Source organism: Streptomyces sp. NPDC050211 (assembly GCF_040656035.1).
Lineage (GTDB): Bacteria > Actinomycetota > Actinomycetes > Streptomycetales > Streptomycetaceae > Streptomyces.
Genome location: NZ_JBFALC010000068.1, coordinates 1 through 19,428, shown reverse-complemented (window position 1 = coordinate 19,428; position 19,428 = coordinate 1). Strand labels below are relative to the sequence as shown.

The following is a 19,428-nucleotide window of genomic DNA, read 5'->3' as shown; positions in this document are numbered from 1 at the left end:
CCATGCGCACAGCCACTGGCATCCGAGGGCTCGGAGCCGAAGGGACGGCGATCACGCATGAGCGGAAACAGGGCAGTCGCGTATCTCAAGCCGGGCGCGGTGGAAGTGACAACCATCGACTACCCGACGCTTGAACTCCAGGACGGGCCGGGGGTCGCACCCGAGAACGTCGGCCGCAAGTGCCGGCACGGAGTGATCCTCAAGGTGCTCGCCAGCAACATCTGCGGAAGCGACCAGCACATGGTGCGCGGGCGGACGACCGCGCCCGAAGGGCTGGTCCTCGGACACGAGATCACCGGCGAGGTCGTCGAACGGGGTCCGGACGTCGAGAACATCGACGTCGGCGACATCGTCTCCGTACCGTTCAACATCGCCTGCGGGCGATGCCGCAACTGCAAGGAACGCAAGACCGGCACCTGTCTGAACGTCAACCCGGCCCGCCCCGGGGCGGCTTACGGCTATGTCGACATGGGTGGCTGGGTCGGCGGCCAGGCCGAGTACGCCATGGTCCCCTACGCGGACTTCAACCTGCTGAAGTTCCCGGACCGGGACCAGGCACGCGCGAAGCTGCTCGACCTGACCATGCTGTCGGACATCTTCCCGACCGGCTTCCACGGCGCCGTGAGCGCGGGCGCCGGGGTCGGTTCGACGGTGTACGTCGCCGGGGCGGGCCCGGTCGGTCTGGCGGCCGCCGCGTCCGCGCAGCTGCTGGGGGCCGCGGTGGTCATCGTCGGCGACCTCAACGCCGAGCGCCTCGCCCAGGCGCGGAGCTTCGGCTGCGAGACCGTCGACGTGTCGCGCGGCAGCGTGGGCGAACAGATCGCGCAGATCCTCGGGGAACCCGAGGTGGACGTCGCGGTCGACGCGGTCGGCTTTGAAGCCCGGGCCCATGGTCCGGATGCTCCGGAGGCGCCCGCGACAGTCCTCAACTCGCTGATGGGCATCACGCGCGCGGGCGGTGCCCTGGGCATTCCGGGCTTGTATGTCACGGACGACCCGGGCGGGGTCGACGAGGACGCGAAGTCCGGGACGCTGAAGGTGCGGCTCGGCCTCGGCTGGGCCAAGAGCCACCGGTTCACGACCGGACAGTGCCCGGTGATGCAGTACCACCGGGGCCTGATGATGGCGATCCTGCACGAGCGAGTGCACATCGCCAAGGCGGTCAACGCGACCGTCATCGGTCTTGAGGACGCACCGCGCGGCTACGCCGAGTTCGACCAGGGCGCGAGCCGCAAGTACGTGCTCGACCCGCACGGGGCGCTGAAGGGGGTACAGCCGGTCTGAGCGTCCGGCAGAACACGCAGGGGGTGCTCACGCGCGCGTGAGCACCCCCTGTCATGGCCTTGCTGCCAACAGCAGGCCCCTAGTCGTAGTGGCGGGCCTCGAAGACGTTCCCGTCCGGGTCACGGAAGTAGAAGCTGCGCTTCGCCAGACCGCGGGCGCCGAAGGAGTCGTACGAGATCTCCGACACCGGAACGGCGCGTTCCTCCAGGCGGCCACGGAGGGCGTCGAAGCCGTCGGCGGCCAGGGCGACGCAGACGTGGTTGACCGGGTGTCCGGCGCTGTCCGCGGCGCCGGGGAGCATCTTCATGCGTTCCGCCATGGTCTGCGGCATCAGATCGAGAATGGTCTCCTCGTTGAGGCGTACGGAGGGGAAGGGGACCTGGCCCGCGGCGAAATCGGTGAGCCTCAGGGGCTCCATGCCGAGGGTCTTCTCGTAGAACTCGGCCGAGCCGATCGGGTCGTTCACCCAGAGAACGACGTGGTCGAGACGTGTGGTGTGGTCCGTCATGCACCCCAGGCTGGTGCTCTCCCCCACAGGCCGCAAGGGTTTGACGTGGCGTGCCGCCCGCCAGAGATGAGGGAAGACCGAACGACAGGAGGCAGGCGCGTGGTGCTGATGGTGTCCGAGGAAGTGCGGGAGGCGGTTGACGCGCGTCGACCGGTGGTTGCCCTGGAGTCCACGATCATCGCGCACGGGCTGCCGCGCCCGCGCAATCTGCAGGTGGCACTGGAGCTGGAGGCCGTCGTACGGCAGCAGGGTGCCGTACCGGCGACGATCGCCGTACTGGACGGGCGGCCCCACGTCGGCCTGGACAAGGAGCAGCTGGAGCGGATCGCCAACGAGGACTGGATCCGCAAGCTGGGCCATCGTGACCTGCCGCTCGCCGTGGCGTCGGGTGCGAGCGGGGCGACCACGGTGTCGGCGACGGCACTGCTGGCGGCTTCGGCCGGCGTCCGGGTGTTCGCGACGGGCGGTCTGGGCGGAGTGCACCGGGAGTGGACGGTGACGCAGGACGAGTCGGCGGACCTGGGGCTGCTGGCCCGTACCCGGATCACGGTGGTGTGCGCGGGCGTGAAGTCGATCCTGGACGTGCCGGCCACGCTGCAACGGCTGGAGACGCTGGGCGTCGCCGTGGCGGGGTACGGCACGGACCGGTTTCCTGGCTTCTATCTGTCCGACTCGGGGCACCCGGTGGACTGGACGCTGCGGACACCGGAGCAGGCGGCGGACGTCATGCGGGCGCAGGACGCGCTCGATGGACCCGAGTCGGCGCTGATCGTCGCCAATCCGGTACCCGAGGACGAGCAGCTGGATCCCGAGGTGCACGCGCGCGTGCTGGCCGACGCGCTGCACGCGTGCGAGGAAGAAGGCGTCAGTGGACAGGCGGTCACGCCGTTCCTGCTCGACTACCTGGTGCGGCACACCGAGGGTGCCTCGCTGAGTGCCAATCTGGCGGCGGTGCGCGGCAACGTACGGCTGGCGGCGCAGATCGCGGCGGCCTGGGCCGGGGCGTGACCGCGGAACAGCGGGACGCGCTGCTGGTCGTCGGGGACGTCGTCACGGACGTCGTCGCCCGGCACCGGGGGCCGCTCGCCTCAGGGACCGACACGGCCGCGACGATCCGCACGGTACCGGGCGGCGCGGGCGCCAATGTGGCCTGCTGGGCGGCTCATTGGGGCTGTCCCGAGGTGCGGCTGCTCGGCCGGGTGGGCGCGGACGCGAGCGCGTGGCACGACCAGGAGCTGGTCGACTGCGGAGTACGGCCCCACCTCGTGGTGGACCCGCAGGCTCGGACCGGAACGGTGATCTGCCTGGTCGACACGGATGCCGCAGCCCAACGGACGTTCCTCACCGACAGTGGGGCGTCGTTGCGGCTCGAACCCGGCGACTGGTCGGCGGCGCTGCTGGACGGGGTCGCATGGCTGCATCTGTCGGGCTACCTGCTGTTCTCCGAACCGAGCCGGGCGCTGGTGGCCGTGGCCCTGGAATCGGCACGCGCGCGTGGCGTGCCGGTGAGCATGGATCCGGCGTCCGCCGGTTTTCTCGCGGAGCTGGGCGTCGACCGCTTCCTGGCGCTGGTGGAGGGTGTGGACGTCCTGCTGCCCAGCCGTGACGAGGCATGTCTGCTGACCGGGCTGCCCGATGCGGCCGACGCGGCGGCCAAGCTGAGCCGCCATGTCCCGCTGGTGATCGCCAAGCAGGGCGATCAGGGCGCGCTCGTGGCCCGGTCCGGCACCGTGTCCGCCCATGTCCCCGCAACGCCGGCGACACCGACGGACACGACGGGAGCGGGCGACGCCTTCACGGGCGCCTTCCTCGCGACGCTGCTGGCGGGCGCCGGGCCCGAGGACGCGGCGGCGGAAGGATGCCGGGCGGGTGCGCTGGCGGTCGAACGGGTGGGTGGCAGACCGCCGGCACGCGATGCCGACGGGGCGAGTGGCAGGCCACCGGTGCACAGCTGACGACGAGGCGAGAGCCAAAGCACCGGTGCATGACTGACGACGAGGCGAGAGCCAAAGCACCGGTGCATGACTGACGACGAGGCGAGAGCGAGAGCACCGGTGCATGACTGCCGTCGGGCCGCCTCGCGCGGTGCCTCCCGCCGGCCGACATCCCGCTGTCGGCCCTACGCCCTGCGCCCCCACGCCGAGATCATCGGGGCCGTGGCCAGATCCATGGTGCCGGAGCCGACGTTCGCCAGGTGGCGGTCGATGTCGGCCTCCGTGGCGAGGTCCGCGGTGACGAGCTGGTCGCGGATCTGACGGATCGTCGCGGATTCCAGGGCGGCACAGGCGGGTGAGGCGACCGGGAAGTACGCGTCGGCCTCCACACCGCGCAGTCCGGCCTCACGCAGCAGGCGCGGGAGCGTGCGGCCGTACGCGAGGTCGGCGCCGCGGTCGGCGAGCAGTTGGCGGAAGCCGGTCCGTAGCCGGTTCGCCAGCTGCTGGTCGGGACCGTACTCGTCGGGGCAGGCCAAGGGTTGCAGGGCAGGGTCGGCGTCCTCGATCAGGAGCCGTCCGCCGGGACGCAGGGCCTTGACCATGGAGCGCAACGCCCGTTCCCGGTCCGGCACATGGACGAGGATGAGCCGGGCGTGCACCAGGTCGAACCCGTCCCCCGGCGGCTCGTCGGCACCCACGTCATGGACGCGGACCTCGACGGGGGGCCGGGCGGCCGAGGTGAGGCGCGAGATGTCGATGTCGGTGGCGACGACCTTTCCGGTCGGACCGACCTTCTTGGCCAGCCAGGACACCACGGAAGTACCACCGGCGCCGACCTCCCAGCAGCGCCAGCCGGGTCCGATGCCGAACCCTTCGAGGTGCCGGAACGTCGTGGGGTCGAAGAGGGTGGCGAAGGCGGCGAAGCGCTCGGCCGCCTCGGTCTGCCGGTTGTCGAGAAGGTATCCATCGCTTCGCGTCATGCCGTGATCATCCCATTCGCTCCACTTGTCCGGTCCGCCGACGCTCCGGTAGGACGATCCCATCGGAGACGATCCTCTCCATCTTCGTCACCACGTCGTGGGAGACGCGCAACGTTGTCCACAGCCGGGAACAAAGCGGAATTGGCTGTACCCACAGGCCCGCCCAACAGTCCGGCGGAGCTGGCAAACTGGCACGCCAGGGCGCAGAAATGCGGCGCGGAGATCCACGCGAGGAGATCCAGATGGCGATGGCAGGGAATCTGCGGAAGGTGACGGGCCTCGGCAAGGTCGGTGGCCTGCGCAGAGTGGCGCGGCTGGCCCGGCGGCGCCCGCGCGTCGACCTGAGCCATCCTGCCCGGTCCCCGCTGGGTTCCTCGGTGGTGAACTGCGTGACCTACCGGGACGGCGCCCGGGATCTCGCCGGCGGCGATCTGGTCGACGCGGTGCAGCGGGTGCGCAAGCACGGCGACGGTTTCGTCTGGCTCGGTCTTCACGAGCCGACGGACCAGGAGTTCGCGGGTATCGCCGAACTCTTCGACCTGCATCCGCTGGCGGTCGAGGACGCGATCGAGGCCCACCAGCGCCCGAAGCTTGAGCGCTACGACGAGACGCTGTTCGCGGTGTTCAAGACGGTCTGCTACGTCGAGCACGAGGAACTCACGGCGACCAGCGAGGTGGTGAACACCGGCGAGATCATGGTGTTCGTCGGCCGGGAGTTCGTGATCACCGTGCGGCACGGACGGCACGGCTCGCTGGGCCCGCTCCGTGAGGAGCTGGAGTCCGACCCCCAGCAACTCGCGCAGGGTCCCGCGGCGGTGCTGCACGCGATCGCGGACCATGTGGTCGACGACTATCTGAGTGTCACAGACTCGGTGCAGGGGGACATCGACGAGGTCGAGACGGCGGTGTTCGCGGAGAACGGCGCACGGGTCGACCCGGGGCGCATCTATCAGCTCAAGCGCGAACTCCTCGAACTGAAGCGGGCCGTGGTTCCGCTCGGCCGCCCGCTCGAGGATCTCGCCACCCGGCCGATACGGGTGGTCGATCCGGAGATACAGGCCTACTTCCGCGACGTCTCCGACCACTTGCTGCGCGCCAAGGAGCAGATAGCCGCCTTCGACGAGCTGCTCAACTCGATCCTGCAGGCGCATCTGGCGCAGGTCACGGTCGCGCAGAACGAGGACATGCGGAAGATCACGGCGTGGGCCGCGATCATCGCCGTGCCGACCATGGTCTGCGGGGTGTACGGCATGAACTTCGAGCACATGCCGGAGCTGCACTGGCAGTTCGGCTATCCCTTGGTCATGGCCGTGATATCCGTCGCCTGTCTGACGCTGTACCGCGGCTTCCGGCGCACCGGCTGGCTCTGAACTGGCTGATCGAGGTGATCGAGCGGGTCAGCGCGTGGGGGTCGTCCTCGCATAGACGGACTCGGCCCAGGTGGCGATCTGGTCCTCCGTCAGATGCTGGGCCAGGTCGGACTCGCTGATTATGCCGACCAGGCGCTTGTTCTCGATGACGGGGAGCCGGCGGATCTGGTGCTCCTGCATCTCGTGGAGTACGTCGCTGACATCGGCGTTCGCCGCGATCCAGCGAGGGGTGCCCTGGGCCATCTCGCCGGCGGTGACCTTGGCCGGGTCGCGGCCCATGGCCACGCAGCCGACGACGATGTCGCGATCGGTGAGGATGCCGCAGAGCCGGTCGTTCGAGTCGCCGATGGGCAGGGCTCCGACGTTGAGCTCGCGCATCAGCTGGGCGGCGCGGTCGAGGGTCTCGTGGGCAGGGATCCACTGGGCGCCGCGGTGCATGATGTCTCCGGCGGTGGTCATGGGCGTACCTCCCGGTGCCGGACGGCCGGCGCGGCGCGGAACGCACCGCTAGTCCCGGCGCCCCTCATTCTCGCCGTGCGGCCGGGCGGATGCACCCGGAGCGTCGGGATGACGTTCGAGCGCGGGGGCGGGCGCCGGACCAAGGGCTTCGCGCATACAACCGAGGGCTTCACGCAGACATCACGCAGACAAGAGAGAGGTGTGTCCAGTCAGCCGCTCCAGGCGGGATGCCGGGGGTCGTCGGCGCGGATCAGGACGTCGGCCGTGCCGGCGGGGTCGGTCTCGTCGTCGTAGCGCTCGAAGGCGGGAAGGGTCCACTGCTCGGCTTCGGGTGTACGGCGGCGGAGGGCGCCGGAAGTGAGGCGGACGTGGACGGACAGGTCGAAGGGGAACCAGTGGCGCAGCAGGAGGGGACCGTGGAACAACAGGGCGCCGCCGGGCGGGAGTTGGACGTAGGGGCTGCGGGTGGCGCGGTCGGTGGCCGGGTCCCACAGGTCGGGCAGGACGCGGCCGTCGCCGGAGGATTCGAGGGGGCCGAAGACCTCGCGCCATACGGCACCGGTGTCGAACCAGCCGTTGTAGTAGGCCTCGACGTCCCGGTGACCATATTCCAGACGCACCGAGGCGGGGCGCAGAAAGCCCTCCATGCCCACGACGAGTGAGGGGCGGCCGCGTATGCGCAGTGCTTCACAGACGCGTTCGGCGAGGTCTCCCGGGCGGGCGGCCGGCGCGCCGTCGAAGGCGATGCGGGGCCACGGGCTGCCGTCGGCCGTCTTCAGATCGAGCAGGCGCTCGGCCAGGAGATCGCCGAGCCGCTCCCAGGTGATCGCTTCGAGTCGCACACGGCCATGATGCGCCCGTTCCCGGTCGGCGGTGACGGGGGGGCGGGAATCCGGCGTGGATCGCGGGTCATCGGCGGGAAGGAAGCGCACATGGCACCCCTTGCAACGTCCGTGCACCGCGCCGGACTTCTGGTCTTCCAACCGATCAAGAGACGGAACTGCTCCGCATGCCATCGCGGGCCGCTGCAACTGCTCGTCATGGAGGAGGGCGCGCCGCGGTGTCTCGACTGTGCCGACCTCGGGCATCTGGTCTTTCTGCCGCGGGGCGACACGGCGTTGACACGCAGGTCGCGGGAGGAGAGCGGGCTGTCGGCGGTGGTCGTGCGGTTCAACCGGCGCCAGAGTCGGTATGAGCGGCAGGGCGTGCTGGTCGAGGAGGCGGCGCTCGCGCGGGCGGAGCAGCGGTGTCTGGTGGACGCGGAGGCACGGCGGCGGCGCCGGGTGCGGGACGCGGCGCGGCGGGCGGCGGAGGATCTGCGGTTCACGGAGGCGTTCGCGGGCGAGATAGGGCGGCTGTTTCCCGGCTGCCCGCAGGAGCGGGCGTGGGAGATCGCGGCGCATGCGTCCGTGCGGGGCAGTGGGCGCGTGGGGCGGAGTGCGGCGGGGCGGGCGCTGTCCGAGGGGGCGGTGACAGCGGCGGTCGTGGCGTCCGTGCGGCATGTGGACACGCCGTACGACCAACTGCTGATGAGCGGGGTTCCGCGGCACGAGGCGCGGCGGCGGATCGCGGCGGATGTGGAGGCGCGGCTGGGGGCTTGGCGAGCGGTGGGGGTGGTCTGAGGTCGGCCGACTGCTCCGAGTGAGTGCCTGGGCCTGGACTCTCGCGTATGTCGTCGCGCGGATGGGCCATGGTCACTGATCTCGTACGGGATTTCACTTGTGGTGACGGAAGGTGCCGGGCAGGTCTCGGCCGACGTGGGAGTGGGTGTTGAGATGTCGATCGACGGGCCGTACTTCGTGCTGACGGTGCTGGGCGTGGTGGGCACCGGGCTGGTGGCCGGGGTCTTCTGCGGGTTCTCGACCTTTGTGATGCAGGGGCTGGCCGCGCTGCCGCCCGCGCAGGGCGTCGCCGCGATGAAAGCGATCAACGTGACCGCGCTGCGCCCGGCCTTCATGCTGGTGTTCGTCGGCTCGGCTGTGCTGTGCGCGGTGATCGCGGTGGTGACGTTCGTGCTCTGGCCGGATGAGGGCACCGTGGAGTTGCTGGTCGGCAGTGCGCTGTATCTGTTCGGATCGTTCGGGCTGACGATGATCGCGAACGTGCCGCGCAACGAGGCGTTGATGAAGCTGGATGCCGGCACTCCGGAGGCGGCCGCGTACTGGCCGACGTATGTGCGCGAGTGGACGGCCTGGAATCACGTCCGCATGGTCGCGTCGGCCGGCGCGGCGGTGGCGTATGTGCTGGCCATCGCTTGAGGGAGGCCATGCCTCATCGCAGGAAACCCGGGGAGAAAGCGCTGTCGGGCACTCTGCGCGAGTGGCCGGAGGGACGTATCGTGGCCGAAAGAGTGCCGCCCGATGACGCACGGCCTGTTCACACGCGTATCTGAGGAAGACGGCCATGGCCGATCCCAAGGGTTTCCTGACCACGCCTCGCGAGGACTGGCCCCGCCGGCCTGTCGAGGAGCGGGTCCGGGACTGGGACGAGGTGTATGTCCCCGGGGCGCTGCTGCCCATCATCAGCAAGCAGGCCGACCGCTGTATGGACTGCGGGATCCCGTTCTGCCACGAGGCGTGTCCGCTCGGCAATCTGATCCCGGAGTGGAACGACCTCGTCTCCCGGGAGGACTGGCGGGCGGCCGCCGACCGGCTGCACGCCACCAACAACTTCCCCGAGTTCACCGGCCGGTTGTGCCCGGCGCCCTGCGAGACGGGCTGTGTGCTGGCCATCAACCAGCCCGCGGTCACCATCAAGAACGTCGAGTGCGCCATCGCCGACCGGGCCTGGGAGGAGGGGTTCGCACCGCCGCAGCCGCCGGACCGGCTCTCCGGGCGGACGGTCGCGGTGATCGGGTCGGGGCCCACCGGTCTCGCCGCCGCGCAGCAGTTGACGCGGGCGGGCCATACGGTCGTCGTGTACGAGAAGGACGACCGGCTGGGCGGGCTGATGCGGTACGGCATCCCCGAGTTCAAGATGGAGAAGCGGCATCTGGAGCGGCGGCTGGAACAGATGCGGGCCGAGGGCACGAAGTTCCGTACCTCGACGGCGGTGGGGCGGGATGTCGGCGCCGCGGAGCTGCGGGCGCGGTACGACGCCGTCGTGATCGCCACGGGAGCGACCGCGTGGCGTGAACTTCCCGTACCAGGGCGGGAGTTGGCCGGAATTCAGCAGGCGATGGAGTATCTGCCGCTGGCCAACCGGGTGTGCGAGGGCGATCTGGAGTCCTCGCCGATGTCGGCGGCCGGGAAACATGTCGTCATCGTCGGTGGCGGCGACACCGGGGCGGACTGTCTGGGCACGGCGGTGCGGGAAGGCGCCGCGTCCGTCACGCAGTTGGACATCTACACCCAGCCGGGCGCGGAACGGGACGACGATGCCGAGCCCTGGCCCACGTACCCGAAGATCTACCGGCTGTCGGCCGCGCACGAGGAGGCCGGTGAGCTGCGGACGGCGCCGGCGGCGGATGCGGATGCGCGGCTGTTCGCGGCGTCCACGCTCCGCTTCACCGGCGACGAGAGCGGGCATGTGCGGTCACTGCACCTGGTCGAGGTGGACGCGCAGCGGCGGCCGGTGCCGGGCACCGGCCGGATGCTGCCCGCCGATCTTGTGCTGCTGGCCCTCGGGTTCTCCGGGCCCGATCGGGCGGACGGGCTCGTCGACCAGTTGGGGCTGACGATGGAGGCCCGGGGCACGGTCACGCGGGATGCCGACTTCGCCACGAACGTCCCCGGCGTGTTCGTCGCCGGGGACGCCGCGCGGGGGCAGTCGCTGATCGTGTGGGCGATCGCGGAGGGGCGGGCGGTGGCGGCGGCCGTCGACCGTCATCTGACGGGGAGTTCACGGCTGCCGGCGCCGATCGGGCCGTATGACCGGCCGATGGCGGTGTAGGGGCTGGGCACAAGGGCCATCGGCGCCGTGGGGCGCCATGGATGCCATGGGTGCCAGGGGTGCGGTTCAGCGTTCGTCCGTGCCCGCCACCTTCCCCGTCGACAGGGCCACCCGGTTCCACGTGTTGATCGTGAAGATCAGGGCGAGTACGTGGGCGAGTTGCTCGTCGTCGAAGTGGGCGGCTGCCTCCGCGTAGACGTCGTCCGGGACGCCTCCGTCGGCGATCAGAGTGACCGCTTCGGTGAGGGCGAGGGCGGCTTGTTCCTGTGGGGTGAAGAAGTGCCGGGCCTCGCGCCAGACCGGGACCATGTGGAGCCGGTCCTCGCTCTCGCCGGCCTTGCGGGCGTCGTTGGTGTGCATGTGGAGGCAGTAGGCGCAGTGGTTGAGGTGCGAGGCGCGGATCTGGATGAGCTCGACGAGGGCCGGGTCGAGGCCCTCGCGGGCAGCGGCGTCGAAGCCGATGAGCGCGCGGAACACCTTCGGGGCGGTCTTCGCGAAGTTGATGCGGGTTGTCGTCGTGTTCGTCGTCATGTGCATCAATCTATGGAGCCGAAAGACCGGCTGTAGGGTGCATTTCCATGACGGAATCGTGGGTCAATTCCGCGGAGCGCATCGGTGCCGACCTGCATCTGGAGCTGTCGGGGCCGGGTGGGCGGCGGGCCGCGCTGATCCGGGCGCTGCGTGACGCCGTGCGCGGTGGGCGGCTCGCTCCGGGCACCCGGCTGCCGCCGTACCGTTCGCTCGCCGCCGATCTCGGCGTGGCCCGGAACACGGTGGCCGACGCGTACGCGGAACTCGTCGCGGAGGGCTGGCTCACCGCCCGTCAGGGCTCGGGCACGCGGGTCGCCGACCGGGCCGAGCCCTTGCGACACGCCGAGCGGGTGCCCAAAAAGGCACCTCCACGCGCGCGTGGGCCACGGCACGATCTCAGACAGGGCACCCCGGACGCGTCGGCGTTCCCGCGCGCAGCCTGGCTGGCCTCCTACCGGCGGGCCCTCCAGCAGGCGCCGAACGAGGTGTTCGGGCCCGGTGATCCGGCCGGGCGGCGCGAGCTGCGGGAGGCGCTCACCGAATATCTGGCACGCGCGCGTGGCGTGCGCACCGAGCCGGGCCGGATCGTCATCTGCTCCGGTTTCGCGCACGCCCTCCGGCTGCTCTTCGGGGGCGGAGTGCTGCGCGGACCGGTGGCGGTGGAGGCGTACGGACTGGCCTTCCACCGGGAACTGCTCCAGACGGCGGGGGCCCGGACCGTGCCGCTCCCCCTGGACGACGACGGCGCCCGCGTCGACCTGCTGGCGCGCGAGCGCGCGGTCCTGCTGACGCCCGCGCATCAGTTCCCCACCGGCGGGCCGCTGCACGCCGAGCGACGGGCCGCCGCCGTCGACTGGGCACGCGCGCGTGGCGGGGTGGTTCTGGAGGACGACTACGACGGGGAGTTCCGCTACGACCGCAAGCCCGTCGGCGCCGTCCAGGGCCTCGACCCCGAGCGGGTGATCCACATCGGCTCGGTCAGCAAGAGCCTGTCGCCCGCGCTGCGGCTGGGCTGGATGGTGCTTCCGGAGCGGTACGTGGGTGCCGTACTCGAGACCAAGGGCGAGCGGGAGGGCTGGGCGAGCGTTCTCGATCAGCTGAGCCTGGCCGACTTCATCGTCTCCGGGTCGTACGACCGTCATGTGCGGCGTATGCGGCAGCGGTACCGGAGCCGCCGTGACCGGCTCGTCGCGGCGCTCGCCGAGCAGGCGCCGCACATCGAGGTCACGGGTGTGGCGGCCGGACTGCACGCCGTGCTCAGACTGCCGCCCGGCACCGAGCGGTCCGCCGTCAAGGCAGCCACCTGGCAAGGCGTCGCGCTGGACGGACTCGCCGAGTTCCGGCACCCGGAGACGGACATGCCGGCCGCCGATGGACTCGTCGTGGGCTACGCGACGCCCCCGGAACACGCGTACGGGGCGGCGCTGGACGCGCTGTGCGGCGTATTGCCGTCGGCAAGCTGAGCTCACGTCGCCGAGCCGGTCGCGGAAACTCGTCACCGAATTCTCATATGTCCGGAATATGACTCAGGCCTGTCATGTTGGACAACAGAAGTGGGATCCTTGATCCCAGGAGGCGCGTCGTTGCCGTCACCGGATCCCGGTCCGGTCCCGACAGGGACCCGCCCCATCCTTCGTTCCGCCGTCAGGCGCAGGGCCACCCCAGCGCGTCCCCCCTGTTGGCGGCCGGTCCTGGAGGGTGTTCGATGACGACGATCGACGAACGTCACGGAGATGGTGCGCGGGGCAGGGAAGAGCCCCGGGGCGAGGTGGTCCTCAGCCCCGTCGAGGCCTACGGCCCGGCCGTGGTCGCCCTGGAGCAGCCCACCGCCGCACTCCCCCGACTCACGGGTTCCAAGGCGGCGAACCTGGCCCGCGCGGCCCGCGCCGGCCTGCCGGTACTCCCCGGCTTCGTGATTCCCAGCAGAGCGGGCGACGACCCGGCAGCCCTGCGAGAGGCCTGGCAGAGGCTCTCGTACGGCGGCACGCGCCCGCTGGTCGTACGGTCCTCCTCTCCGCAGGAGGACACCGAGGAGTCGTCCCTGGCGGGCCAGTTCGACTCCGTACTCGACGTACGCGGCTGGCGGGACTTCCGTACGGCCGTACAGACCGTGCTCGATTCGGCGCACCGGCCCGACGGGTCCACGGCGCCCATGGCGGTGCTGGTGCAACCCATGCTGACGGCCCGGGTCGGCGGAGTGGTGTTCGGTGCCGACCCGGTCGAGGGGCGGGCCGACCGCATGCTGGTGAGCGCGGTGCGCGGCGGCCCGGACAGCCTGGTCAGCGGTGCGCAGACGGGCACCAATCACTGGCTGAGCAGGAGCGGACGGGTACGGCGCACCCAGGCGCCGGAGGCCGGTTCACCGCTCACCCGGACCGAGTTGTTCCGGCTGGCGCGTCTCGCGCGGCAGGCACGGCAGGTGTTCGGCGGGCCGCAGGACATCGAGTTCGGGTTCGACGAGGACGGGCGGCTGTGGCTGTTCCAGAGCCGGCCGATCACGGCGATGGCGGCACGCCCCGCGCGCGGGGCCCGGCTGCTCGGGCCCGGGCCGGTCGCGGAGACGTTGCCCAGCCAGTTGGAGCCGCTGGAGGAGGACCTGTGGGTGGCGCCCATGTCCCGCGGGCTCGCCGCCGCGCTCGACATCGGGGGCAGCGCGCCGCGCCGGCTGCTGCGGACGACGCCGGTGGTCACCACGGCGGGCGGACGGGCCGCCGCCGACCTGCGGCTGCTCGGCGCGATTCCACCGAGGCACCGGTGGCTCGCGCTGCTCAACCCGGCACCGGGGGCGCGCAAGCTCGGCGCCGCCTGGCGGCTGGGCCGCCTCACCTCGGCGCTGCCCGGCCTGGCGACGGACCTGACGGCCGACGTCGACCGCCATCTCACCGAGCTCCCGCCGCCCGCCGCGCTGCCCACGCCCGACCTCACGGCCGAGCTCCGCTGGACCCGCGCGGTCCTGGTCTCCCTACACGCCCAGGAAGCCCTCTCAGGCGCCCTCCTGCCCGAACAGGCCAAGGCCCGCACGGCGGCGGGCGCGGCCCTGACCGCCCTCGCGGCGGCCCGTGCCCGAGGCGTGCCGGACGACCGCGTCGCCGCGACGGATCCGGTCGTGCTGGCCGTCACGGCGCCGAGCCTGCGGGCAAACGGGCGGCTTCCGGGGCAGGTGGGGGCAGCGGGCTCGGGGATCAACGCGTACACGACAGCCGACAGCCTCGTCGCGACCAACGGTCAGCAGGCATCCAACGGCCACACAGAAACCAACAGTCACTCCGCCCCCCGAACCACCCGCCCAGCAACCCCCCACCTCCCACCCCGCGAAGCCCTCCGCCTCCGTATCCGCTGGGTACAGGAGCTCCAGGTCCGCCTCGTCCGCGAAGCGGCCCGGCGACTCGGCCTGGATGTGGAGCGTGTCGGGCTGCTCCGCTGGCCGGAGCTGACCGCCGCCCTCGACGGAGCCGCGCTCCCGGCCGATCTGCACGACCGGGTGCCGCAGGCGCAGTCGCCTCCGCTGCCGGACGCGTTCCGGCTGGCGGACGGCGGGGTGGTCGTCGCCGAGCGGAGTGGCCGTGGCCGGCGCCGTGGCGAGGACGGCGCGCGCGGCGTGTCCGCGGGGCGCGCGGTCGGCACGGTCTGGGACGGGACCGGCACCCGGCCGCCGGACGCGGTGCTCGTCGTACGGACGCTGGACCCCGCGCTCGCCCCGCTGCTGCCCCGCCTCACCGGACTGGTCGCGCAGACCGGCAGCCCGCTGTCGCATCTCGCGGTGCTGGCCCGTGAGCTGGGGCTGCCCGCGGTGGTCGGCGCCACCGACGCCGTACGCCGCTTCCCTCCCGGCACCCGCCTCACCGTCGACGGGACGACCGGAGGCGTCGACACATGGGAGGGGCCATGAGGCGGATCGCGTTCCTCTTCGGGGCCCTGGCCGCCGCGGGAGCCGGGACCTACCTGGTCGTGTACCTGTACCGGTGGCAGTGGCAGCGCGCCATCCTGTGCGGGGTGCTGCTGCTGATCGTCGAGGTCATGCTGCTCGGCATCGTGATGCTGGGGCGGCTGGCCCGGATCGAGGAGCGGGTACGTGACACCGACCGGCGGCAGCGGGAGCTGACCGCGCGGCAGGAGGACGTACTGACCCGGCTGCGCACCAGTGCGCCCGAGCCGGAGAGCAACGGCCGGTTCCGCTGGCTGGACGACCCCGCCGAGCGGACGTACGTCTTCGTTCCGGTCCTCATGGTCGCCGGTGTCGCGCTGTCCGGGCTCGCCTGGGTGGTGCAGCGGGTGGCGACGGCGACGTCCCGTCCGGCGGAGCGGCGGCTCGCGGGGCGGGCGGCCGTCCTGAGCGCGCCCGGCCCGGACATCGGCGACGACCTGGAGGATCTGCCGCCTCCGGGCACGAGGCGCTCACAGGCGGGCACGGCGCGTATCGCCACCGTCATCGTCGTCGGCGTCGCACTGCTCGCCGCGCTCGTCGTCGGGCTGGCCGACCTCACCCAGACCCGGGCGGAGCCGGAGAAGACCGGCAGGGCGACCTCCGTGCTCTTCCAGGTCGACACGCGCGACGCAGGCATGACACCAGAGCGCCGGTCTCTCGCCGCCCAGCAGCTCTGGGAGCGGTGCCGGGACTCGACCTCCATACCCCTGCACCATGCGACCCTCGGTGACCTCGGCGACGGACTGTTCGCCGGAGCCGTACGGCCCGCGCTCAGCGAGCACGACCGTTTGCGGCTGCGCGGCTGCCTGGAGGACACGACGCTCGACCGAGCGCACCTCACGGTGGTCGGCATCGGCGACGCCGACCATCACGAGGATTGAGACATAGAGCACAAAAGCGGACACATCGAACAGATGATCACAGGCCCCGGGTTACGATGCCAAAGCGCCCTCGTCCCCTAGTCCCCCAGGTCGCCCATGGCTGTCATCACCGCAACCCTGCCCCGCCCCGCTCCCCGCACGCGTCCGCTGTCGCGGCGCGCACTGCGGATCCTGCTCGGCGTCCTCATCGGCTACCTCGTCCTCTGGGCCGCCGGCGCGGGAGGCATCCTGGGCCTGTCGTACTGGGCGAAGGCCGAGACCCCGGCGCCTGCGGGAACCCGCAGCGTCCAGGGCGTCCACAACTTCCAGCCGGTCGACCCCGACGGCAAGCTGTGGCGGGGCGCCGCTCCCTCCCCCGCCGGATACCGCGCGCTGGCGAGCATGGGCTTCACCACGGTCGTCGACCTGCGCGCCGAGAAGCTGAGCGCGGCCCAGCTCTCCGAACCCGGCAAGGCCGGGATGAAGGTCGTACACCTGCCCATCCGGGACGGCCAGACGCCGACGCCGAAGCAGGTGCAGCACCTGTTCAGCATCGTCTCGAACGCGTCCGGGCCGGTGTTCGTGCACTGCGGTGCCGGAGTCGGCCGTACGGGCACGATGGCGGCGGCCTACCTCGTGCAGACCGGTGAGGAGTCGTCGGCGCAGGCAGTGCGGCGCAACCTCGCGGTCGGACCGCCGTCGATCGAGCAGATCTACTACGGCCTGAACCTCAGCCCCAACAAGGCGGAGCAGCCGCCGCTGCCGGTCGTGGCCGTCAGCCGCGTGGTCGACGCACCGCGCCGCATCGCGTCCTGGTTCTGAACCCGCACGCCGCCCTTACGGCTTGCGTTGAACCCGCCCGCCGCCCTTACGGCTTGCGCCCCACCGCCCCATACCCGGGGATGACCCCGTCGTCCTGCCCGGGCACCGGCTCGCCCAGCTCCGGGTGCCACTGGTGGGGCAACTCGACGCCGGGCTCGACCAGTTCGAGGCCGGCGAAGAAGCGGGCGAACTCCTCGCGGGAGCGCAGGGCCAGGGTCACGCCCGCGGCCTTCATCTTCTCCACCGCCGCCTTCGACTCCTCCGGAGTGAAGTCGGCGGTGGCGTGCGTGACCGTCAGGAAACTGCCGGACGGCAGCTCGGACAGCAGCCGGCCGACCAGTTCGTGCGCGCCGTCCTCGTCGGAGACGAAGTGCAGCAGGGCGACGAGGGAGAGCGCCACGGGCCGCGTGAAGTCGAGAACCTTCCTGGCGCCCTCGATGACCGCGTCCGGGTCGCGGACGTCGCCCTGGAGGTACTCGGTCACCCCCTCGTCCGTGCCGCGCAGCAGGGCCTCGGCGTGGGCGAGCACGATCGGGTCGTTGTCGCAGTAGACGATGCGCGCGTCGGGCGCGATCTCCTGCGCGACCTGATGGAGGTTCGGCTCGGTCGGTATACCGGTGCCGACATCCAGGAACTGCCGTACGCCGTGCTGGGCCAGCCAGCGGGTGGTCCGGTGCATGAAGGCGCGGTTGACCCGTGCCATCACCGGGACCCTCGGGTCGAGGGCGAGCATCTGGCGGCCCATGGCCTCGTCGACCGGGTAGTTGTCCTTGCCGCCGAGATACCAGTCGTACATCCGCGCGGGATGCGGCTTGCTGGTGTCGATCCCGGCGGCGTTGCGTCCGGTGTCCTGCCCGGTCATGCGGCACTCCGTAAGCGTGTGAGACGGAAAGTGATCAAGTCAGCACCAAAGTTAGGGAAGTTGATGAAGCAATAACATGTGACATTCAAGACAGCAGGAAGTCCGCCTCCCCCGCCTTCGCCCCCTCGATGAAAGCCGTCATCTCGTCAGTGGTGTAGATCAGCGCCGGCCCGTCGGGATCGGTCGACTGGCGTACGGCGATCCGGCCGTCGGCCAGCTTCATCGCCTCCAGGCAGTTGCCTCCGTTACCGCCGCTCCACGGCTTGTGCCAGCCTTCGCTGCCCAAGTCCCGCGCGGGCATGCCGTTGTAGACGCGAAGGCGCGGCTTGATGCGATCCATTCACAGCTCCTTGCGGAGATCCCGGAGGATCTCCTTCGTGCGATGTGCTGTAGCGGCCTGCGCCGCCATGCGGTCCATGACCTCGAGGTGGGTCGCCACCTCTTCACGCGCGTCGAGATAGACGGCGCCGGTCAGGTACTCGCTGTAGACCATGTCCGGGAGTTCGGGCATGGCAAATCGGAACAGCACGAAGGGCCCGTACGTGCCGGGGTGCGGCCCGCTCGAGAACGGGGCGACCTGCAGCGTCACGTTGGGCAGCTTCGTGACCTCGAGCAGCTTGTCGATCTGAGCACGCATCACCTCCGGGCCCGCTACGGGGCGACGCAGGGCCGTCTCGTCCATCACCGCCCAGAATCGGGGGGCGTCAGGACGGGTGAGCAGATCCTGGCGTTGCATGCGCAGCGCGACATGGCGCTCTATGTCCTCGGGCCGGGTCTGGCCGATGGCGCCCGACTGCAGAACTCCGAGGGCGTATTCCTCGGTCTGGAGCAGACCGGGGACGAAATGCGGTTCGTAGCTGCGGATCAGGGCGGCCGCGCCCTCCAGGCTGACGTACATGGAGAACCAGCCGGGCAGGATGTCGTGGAAGCGCTGCCACCAGCCGGGTTTGTTGGCCTCCTCAGCCAACTGCACAAAGGCGTCGGCCTCTTCCTCGGAGACGCCGTAGGACTTCAACAGCAGCTGGAGATACGGGATTTTGAGCCCGACCTCGGCCATCTCCATACGGCGGACGGTGGCGGGGGCGACGCGGAGGATACGGGCGGCTTCCTCGCGCTTGAGGCCGGCGCGTTCGCGCAGGTCGAGCAGGCGCCGACCGAGGACGACCTGACCGACCGTCGGCGCGGACCGCGGCTCGCTCACCCTCCACCTCCACGAAAGATTCCTGACAGCCCGGCGGCGCCATTCGAAGACCTATTCGAAAATCTGGGTCAACCTTCGAGGTCTCAACTGGCGCCGCTCAACATGCTGTTGCGAGCAGTGTGCCACGGCATTCCACCGCGTCACACAGCACTCTGCATTTTTCAGAGTGACACTTGCCAAGTGTTCACGGCGGGGCGATAGTGGCAAGCGTGATTCCGTCCGCGCCCTTAGGAACAGACGCCGCCGCAGGCCCCTTCGGCCTCGGTGCGGCCCCGGTAGGAGGCCCTGGTGGGGCCGCAGCCGAGCGCCGGTTCCACTTCGAGCTGGCCGCACATCCGGGCTCTCCCGCCCAGGCGAGACGTCTGACGCGCGCCCGGCTGACCGGCTGGTCGGTGGGCGAGGACACCTGCGACTCGGCGGCGCTGATCGTCTCCGAGCTGGTCACCAACGCGATACTGCACACCGCGAGCACCCACATCGTGTGCGAGTTGCATGACGGCGCCGACCTCGTGCGCATAGCCGTCCGCGACGAGGGCTGCGCTCCGGGTGAGCCCCACCCGGCCGCACCGCGGTCCGAGGAGGAGCACGGGAGGGGACTGTTCCTCGTCGACGCGCTGTGCCGGGCCTGGGGCGCCCAGGAACACGGTCCCGGCCTGCTCGTCTGGGCGGAGCTGCCGCGCGAGACCGCCGAGGCCGTCCCCGGCCCGCGGGGCGACCTCGGCTGGGGCGCCCGCCCCAAGCCGGGCCCGTCCGGCGGCTCGGGCACAGCGGGCGAACACGCCAGGGACGCGCTGGGCGGGT

General features: G+C 71.1%; 20 protein-coding genes. 12 read left to right on the top strand and 8 right to left on the bottom strand.

Going from position 1 to position 19,428, the window contains the following annotated elements; all coding sequences use genetic code 11:
* Positions 1 to 57: 57 nt before the first annotated feature.
* Positions 58 to 1,284, top strand: coding sequence for a formaldehyde dehydrogenase, glutathione-independent (fdhA, locus tag AB0I98_RS41080; protein ID WP_362950849.1), 1,227 nt, complete (start codon positions 58 to 60; stop codon positions 1,282 to 1,284).
* A 79-nt stretch (positions 1,285 to 1,363) separates the two neighbouring features.
* On the opposite strand, the gene AB0I98_RS41075 is transcribed toward fdhA, so the two are convergent.
* On the bottom strand, positions 1,364 to 1,792 hold the full coding sequence (locus AB0I98_RS41075; protein WP_362950848.1) for a VOC family protein: 429 nt from the start codon (positions 1,790 to 1,792) through the stop codon (positions 1,364 to 1,366).
* Between the two features lie 99 nt (positions 1,793 to 1,891).
* Here AB0I98_RS41075 and AB0I98_RS41070 point away from each other — a divergent pair, with 99 nt between their 5' ends.
* Together AB0I98_RS41070 and AB0I98_RS41065 are read left to right on the top strand one after the other, a co-directional pair.
* Positions 1,892 to 2,800: a pseudouridine-5'-phosphate glycosidase gene (locus tag AB0I98_RS41070; RefSeq protein WP_362950847.1), complete on the top strand. Its 909-nt coding sequence runs from the start codon at positions 1,892 to 1,894 to the stop codon at positions 2,798 to 2,800.
* Entirely contained in the window at positions 2,797 to 3,747 is a 951-nt protein-coding gene (locus tag AB0I98_RS41065) for a sugar kinase (protein ID WP_362950845.1), read from the top strand. The genes AB0I98_RS41070 and AB0I98_RS41065 overlap by 4 nt, the downstream gene beginning before the upstream one ends.
* A 164-nt stretch (positions 3,748 to 3,911) precedes the next feature.
* Here the strand turns inward: AB0I98_RS41065 and AB0I98_RS41060 are convergent, their stop codons facing one another.
* Positions 3,912 to 4,706 carry a methyltransferase gene (locus tag AB0I98_RS41060; RefSeq protein ID WP_362950844.1) on the bottom strand — a complete coding sequence of 265 codons (795 nt, stop codon included), beginning with the start codon at positions 4,704 to 4,706 and terminating at the stop codon, positions 3,912 to 3,914.
* A gap of 242 nt (positions 4,707 to 4,948) precedes the next feature.
* Here AB0I98_RS41060 and AB0I98_RS41055 point away from each other — a divergent pair, with 242 nt between their 5' ends.
* Positions 4,949 to 6,076, top strand: coding sequence for a magnesium and cobalt transport protein CorA (locus AB0I98_RS41055; protein WP_362950842.1), 1,128 nt, complete (start codon positions 4,949 to 4,951; stop codon positions 6,074 to 6,076).
* Between the two features lie 27 nt (positions 6,077 to 6,103).
* Here the strand turns inward: AB0I98_RS41055 and AB0I98_RS41050 are convergent, their stop codons facing one another.
* Entirely contained in the window at positions 6,104 to 6,535 is a 432-nt protein-coding gene (locus tag AB0I98_RS41050; RefSeq protein WP_362950841.1) for a CBS domain-containing protein, read from the bottom strand.
* Positions 6,536 to 6,744: 209 nt separating this feature from the next.
* Positions 6,745 to 7,377 (bottom strand): uridine kinase, encoded by a 633-nt coding sequence (locus AB0I98_RS41045; RefSeq protein WP_362950839.1) that lies wholly within the window; start codon positions 7,375 to 7,377, stop codon positions 6,745 to 6,747.
* Between the two features lie 90 nt (positions 7,378 to 7,467).
* Here AB0I98_RS41045 and AB0I98_RS41040 point away from each other — a divergent pair, with 90 nt between their 5' ends.
* From AB0I98_RS41040 to AB0I98_RS41030, 3 genes are all read left to right on the top strand, one after another.
* Positions 7,468 to 8,157 carry a DUF2293 domain-containing protein gene (locus AB0I98_RS41040; protein ID WP_362950837.1) on the top strand — a complete coding sequence of 230 codons (690 nt, stop codon included), beginning with the start codon at positions 7,468 to 7,470 and terminating at the stop codon, positions 8,155 to 8,157.
* Between the two features lie 153 nt (positions 8,158 to 8,310).
* Positions 8,311 to 8,793, top strand: a complete 483-nt coding sequence (locus AB0I98_RS41035; protein WP_362950836.1) for an anthrone oxygenase family protein — start codon at positions 8,311 to 8,313, stop codon at positions 8,791 to 8,793.
* Positions 8,794 to 8,938: 145 nt separating this feature from the next.
* On the top strand, positions 8,939 to 10,426 hold the full coding sequence (locus AB0I98_RS41030) for a glutamate synthase subunit beta (RefSeq protein ID WP_362950834.1): 1,488 nt from the start codon (positions 8,939 to 8,941) through the stop codon (positions 10,424 to 10,426).
* Positions 10,427 to 10,492: 66 nt separating this feature from the next.
* Here AB0I98_RS41030 and AB0I98_RS41025 read toward each other — a convergent pair whose 3' ends face one another.
* On the bottom strand, positions 10,493 to 10,957 hold the full coding sequence (locus AB0I98_RS41025; protein ID WP_362950833.1) for a carboxymuconolactone decarboxylase family protein: 465 nt from the start codon (positions 10,955 to 10,957) through the stop codon (positions 10,493 to 10,495).
* Between the two features lie 47 nt (positions 10,958 to 11,004).
* On the opposite strand from AB0I98_RS41025, the gene AB0I98_RS41020 reads away from it, so the two are divergent.
* From AB0I98_RS41020 to AB0I98_RS41005, 4 genes are all read left to right on the top strand, one after another.
* The gene (locus tag AB0I98_RS41020; protein WP_362950831.1) at positions 11,005 to 12,420 is read left to right on the top strand and encodes a PLP-dependent aminotransferase family protein; all 1,416 of its coding nucleotides are present in this window, start codon (positions 11,005 to 11,007) and stop codon (positions 12,418 to 12,420) included.
* 242 nt (positions 12,421 to 12,662) lie between these two features.
* Positions 12,663 to 14,846, top strand: a complete 2,184-nt coding sequence (locus tag AB0I98_RS41015; RefSeq protein WP_362950828.1) for a PEP/pyruvate-binding domain-containing protein — start codon at positions 12,663 to 12,665, stop codon at positions 14,844 to 14,846.
* Entirely contained in the window at positions 14,843 to 15,763 is a 921-nt protein-coding gene (locus AB0I98_RS41010; RefSeq protein WP_362950827.1) for a hypothetical protein, read from the top strand. Before AB0I98_RS41015 ends, AB0I98_RS41010 begins: the two co-directional genes overlap by 4 nt.
* Before the next feature lie 96 nt (positions 15,764 to 15,859).
* Positions 15,860 to 16,564 carry a dual specificity protein phosphatase family protein gene (locus AB0I98_RS41005; protein WP_362950825.1) on the top strand — a complete coding sequence of 235 codons (705 nt, stop codon included), beginning with the start codon at positions 15,860 to 15,862 and terminating at the stop codon, positions 16,562 to 16,564.
* 46 nt (positions 16,565 to 16,610) lie between these two features.
* Here the strand turns inward: AB0I98_RS41005 and AB0I98_RS41000 are convergent, their stop codons facing one another.
* From AB0I98_RS41000 to AB0I98_RS40990, 3 genes are all read right to left on the bottom strand, one after another.
* Entirely contained in the window at positions 16,611 to 17,426 is an 816-nt protein-coding gene (locus AB0I98_RS41000) for an SAM-dependent methyltransferase (protein ID WP_362950824.1), read from the bottom strand.
* A gap of 85 nt (positions 17,427 to 17,511) precedes the next feature.
* Positions 17,512 to 17,766 (bottom strand): DUF397 domain-containing protein, encoded by a 255-nt coding sequence (locus tag AB0I98_RS40995; RefSeq protein ID WP_210575902.1) that lies wholly within the window; start codon positions 17,764 to 17,766, stop codon positions 17,512 to 17,514.
* Entirely contained in the window at positions 17,767 to 18,627 is an 861-nt protein-coding gene (locus tag AB0I98_RS40990; protein ID WP_362950823.1) for a helix-turn-helix transcriptional regulator, read from the bottom strand.
* A 200-nt stretch (positions 18,628 to 18,827) separates the two neighbouring features.
* On the opposite strand from AB0I98_RS40990, the gene AB0I98_RS40985 reads away from it, so the two are divergent.
* Positions 18,828 to 19,428, top strand: a 601-nt coding sequence (locus AB0I98_RS40985) for an ATP-binding protein (protein ID WP_362950821.1), incomplete at its 3' end; no start/stop codon positions are given.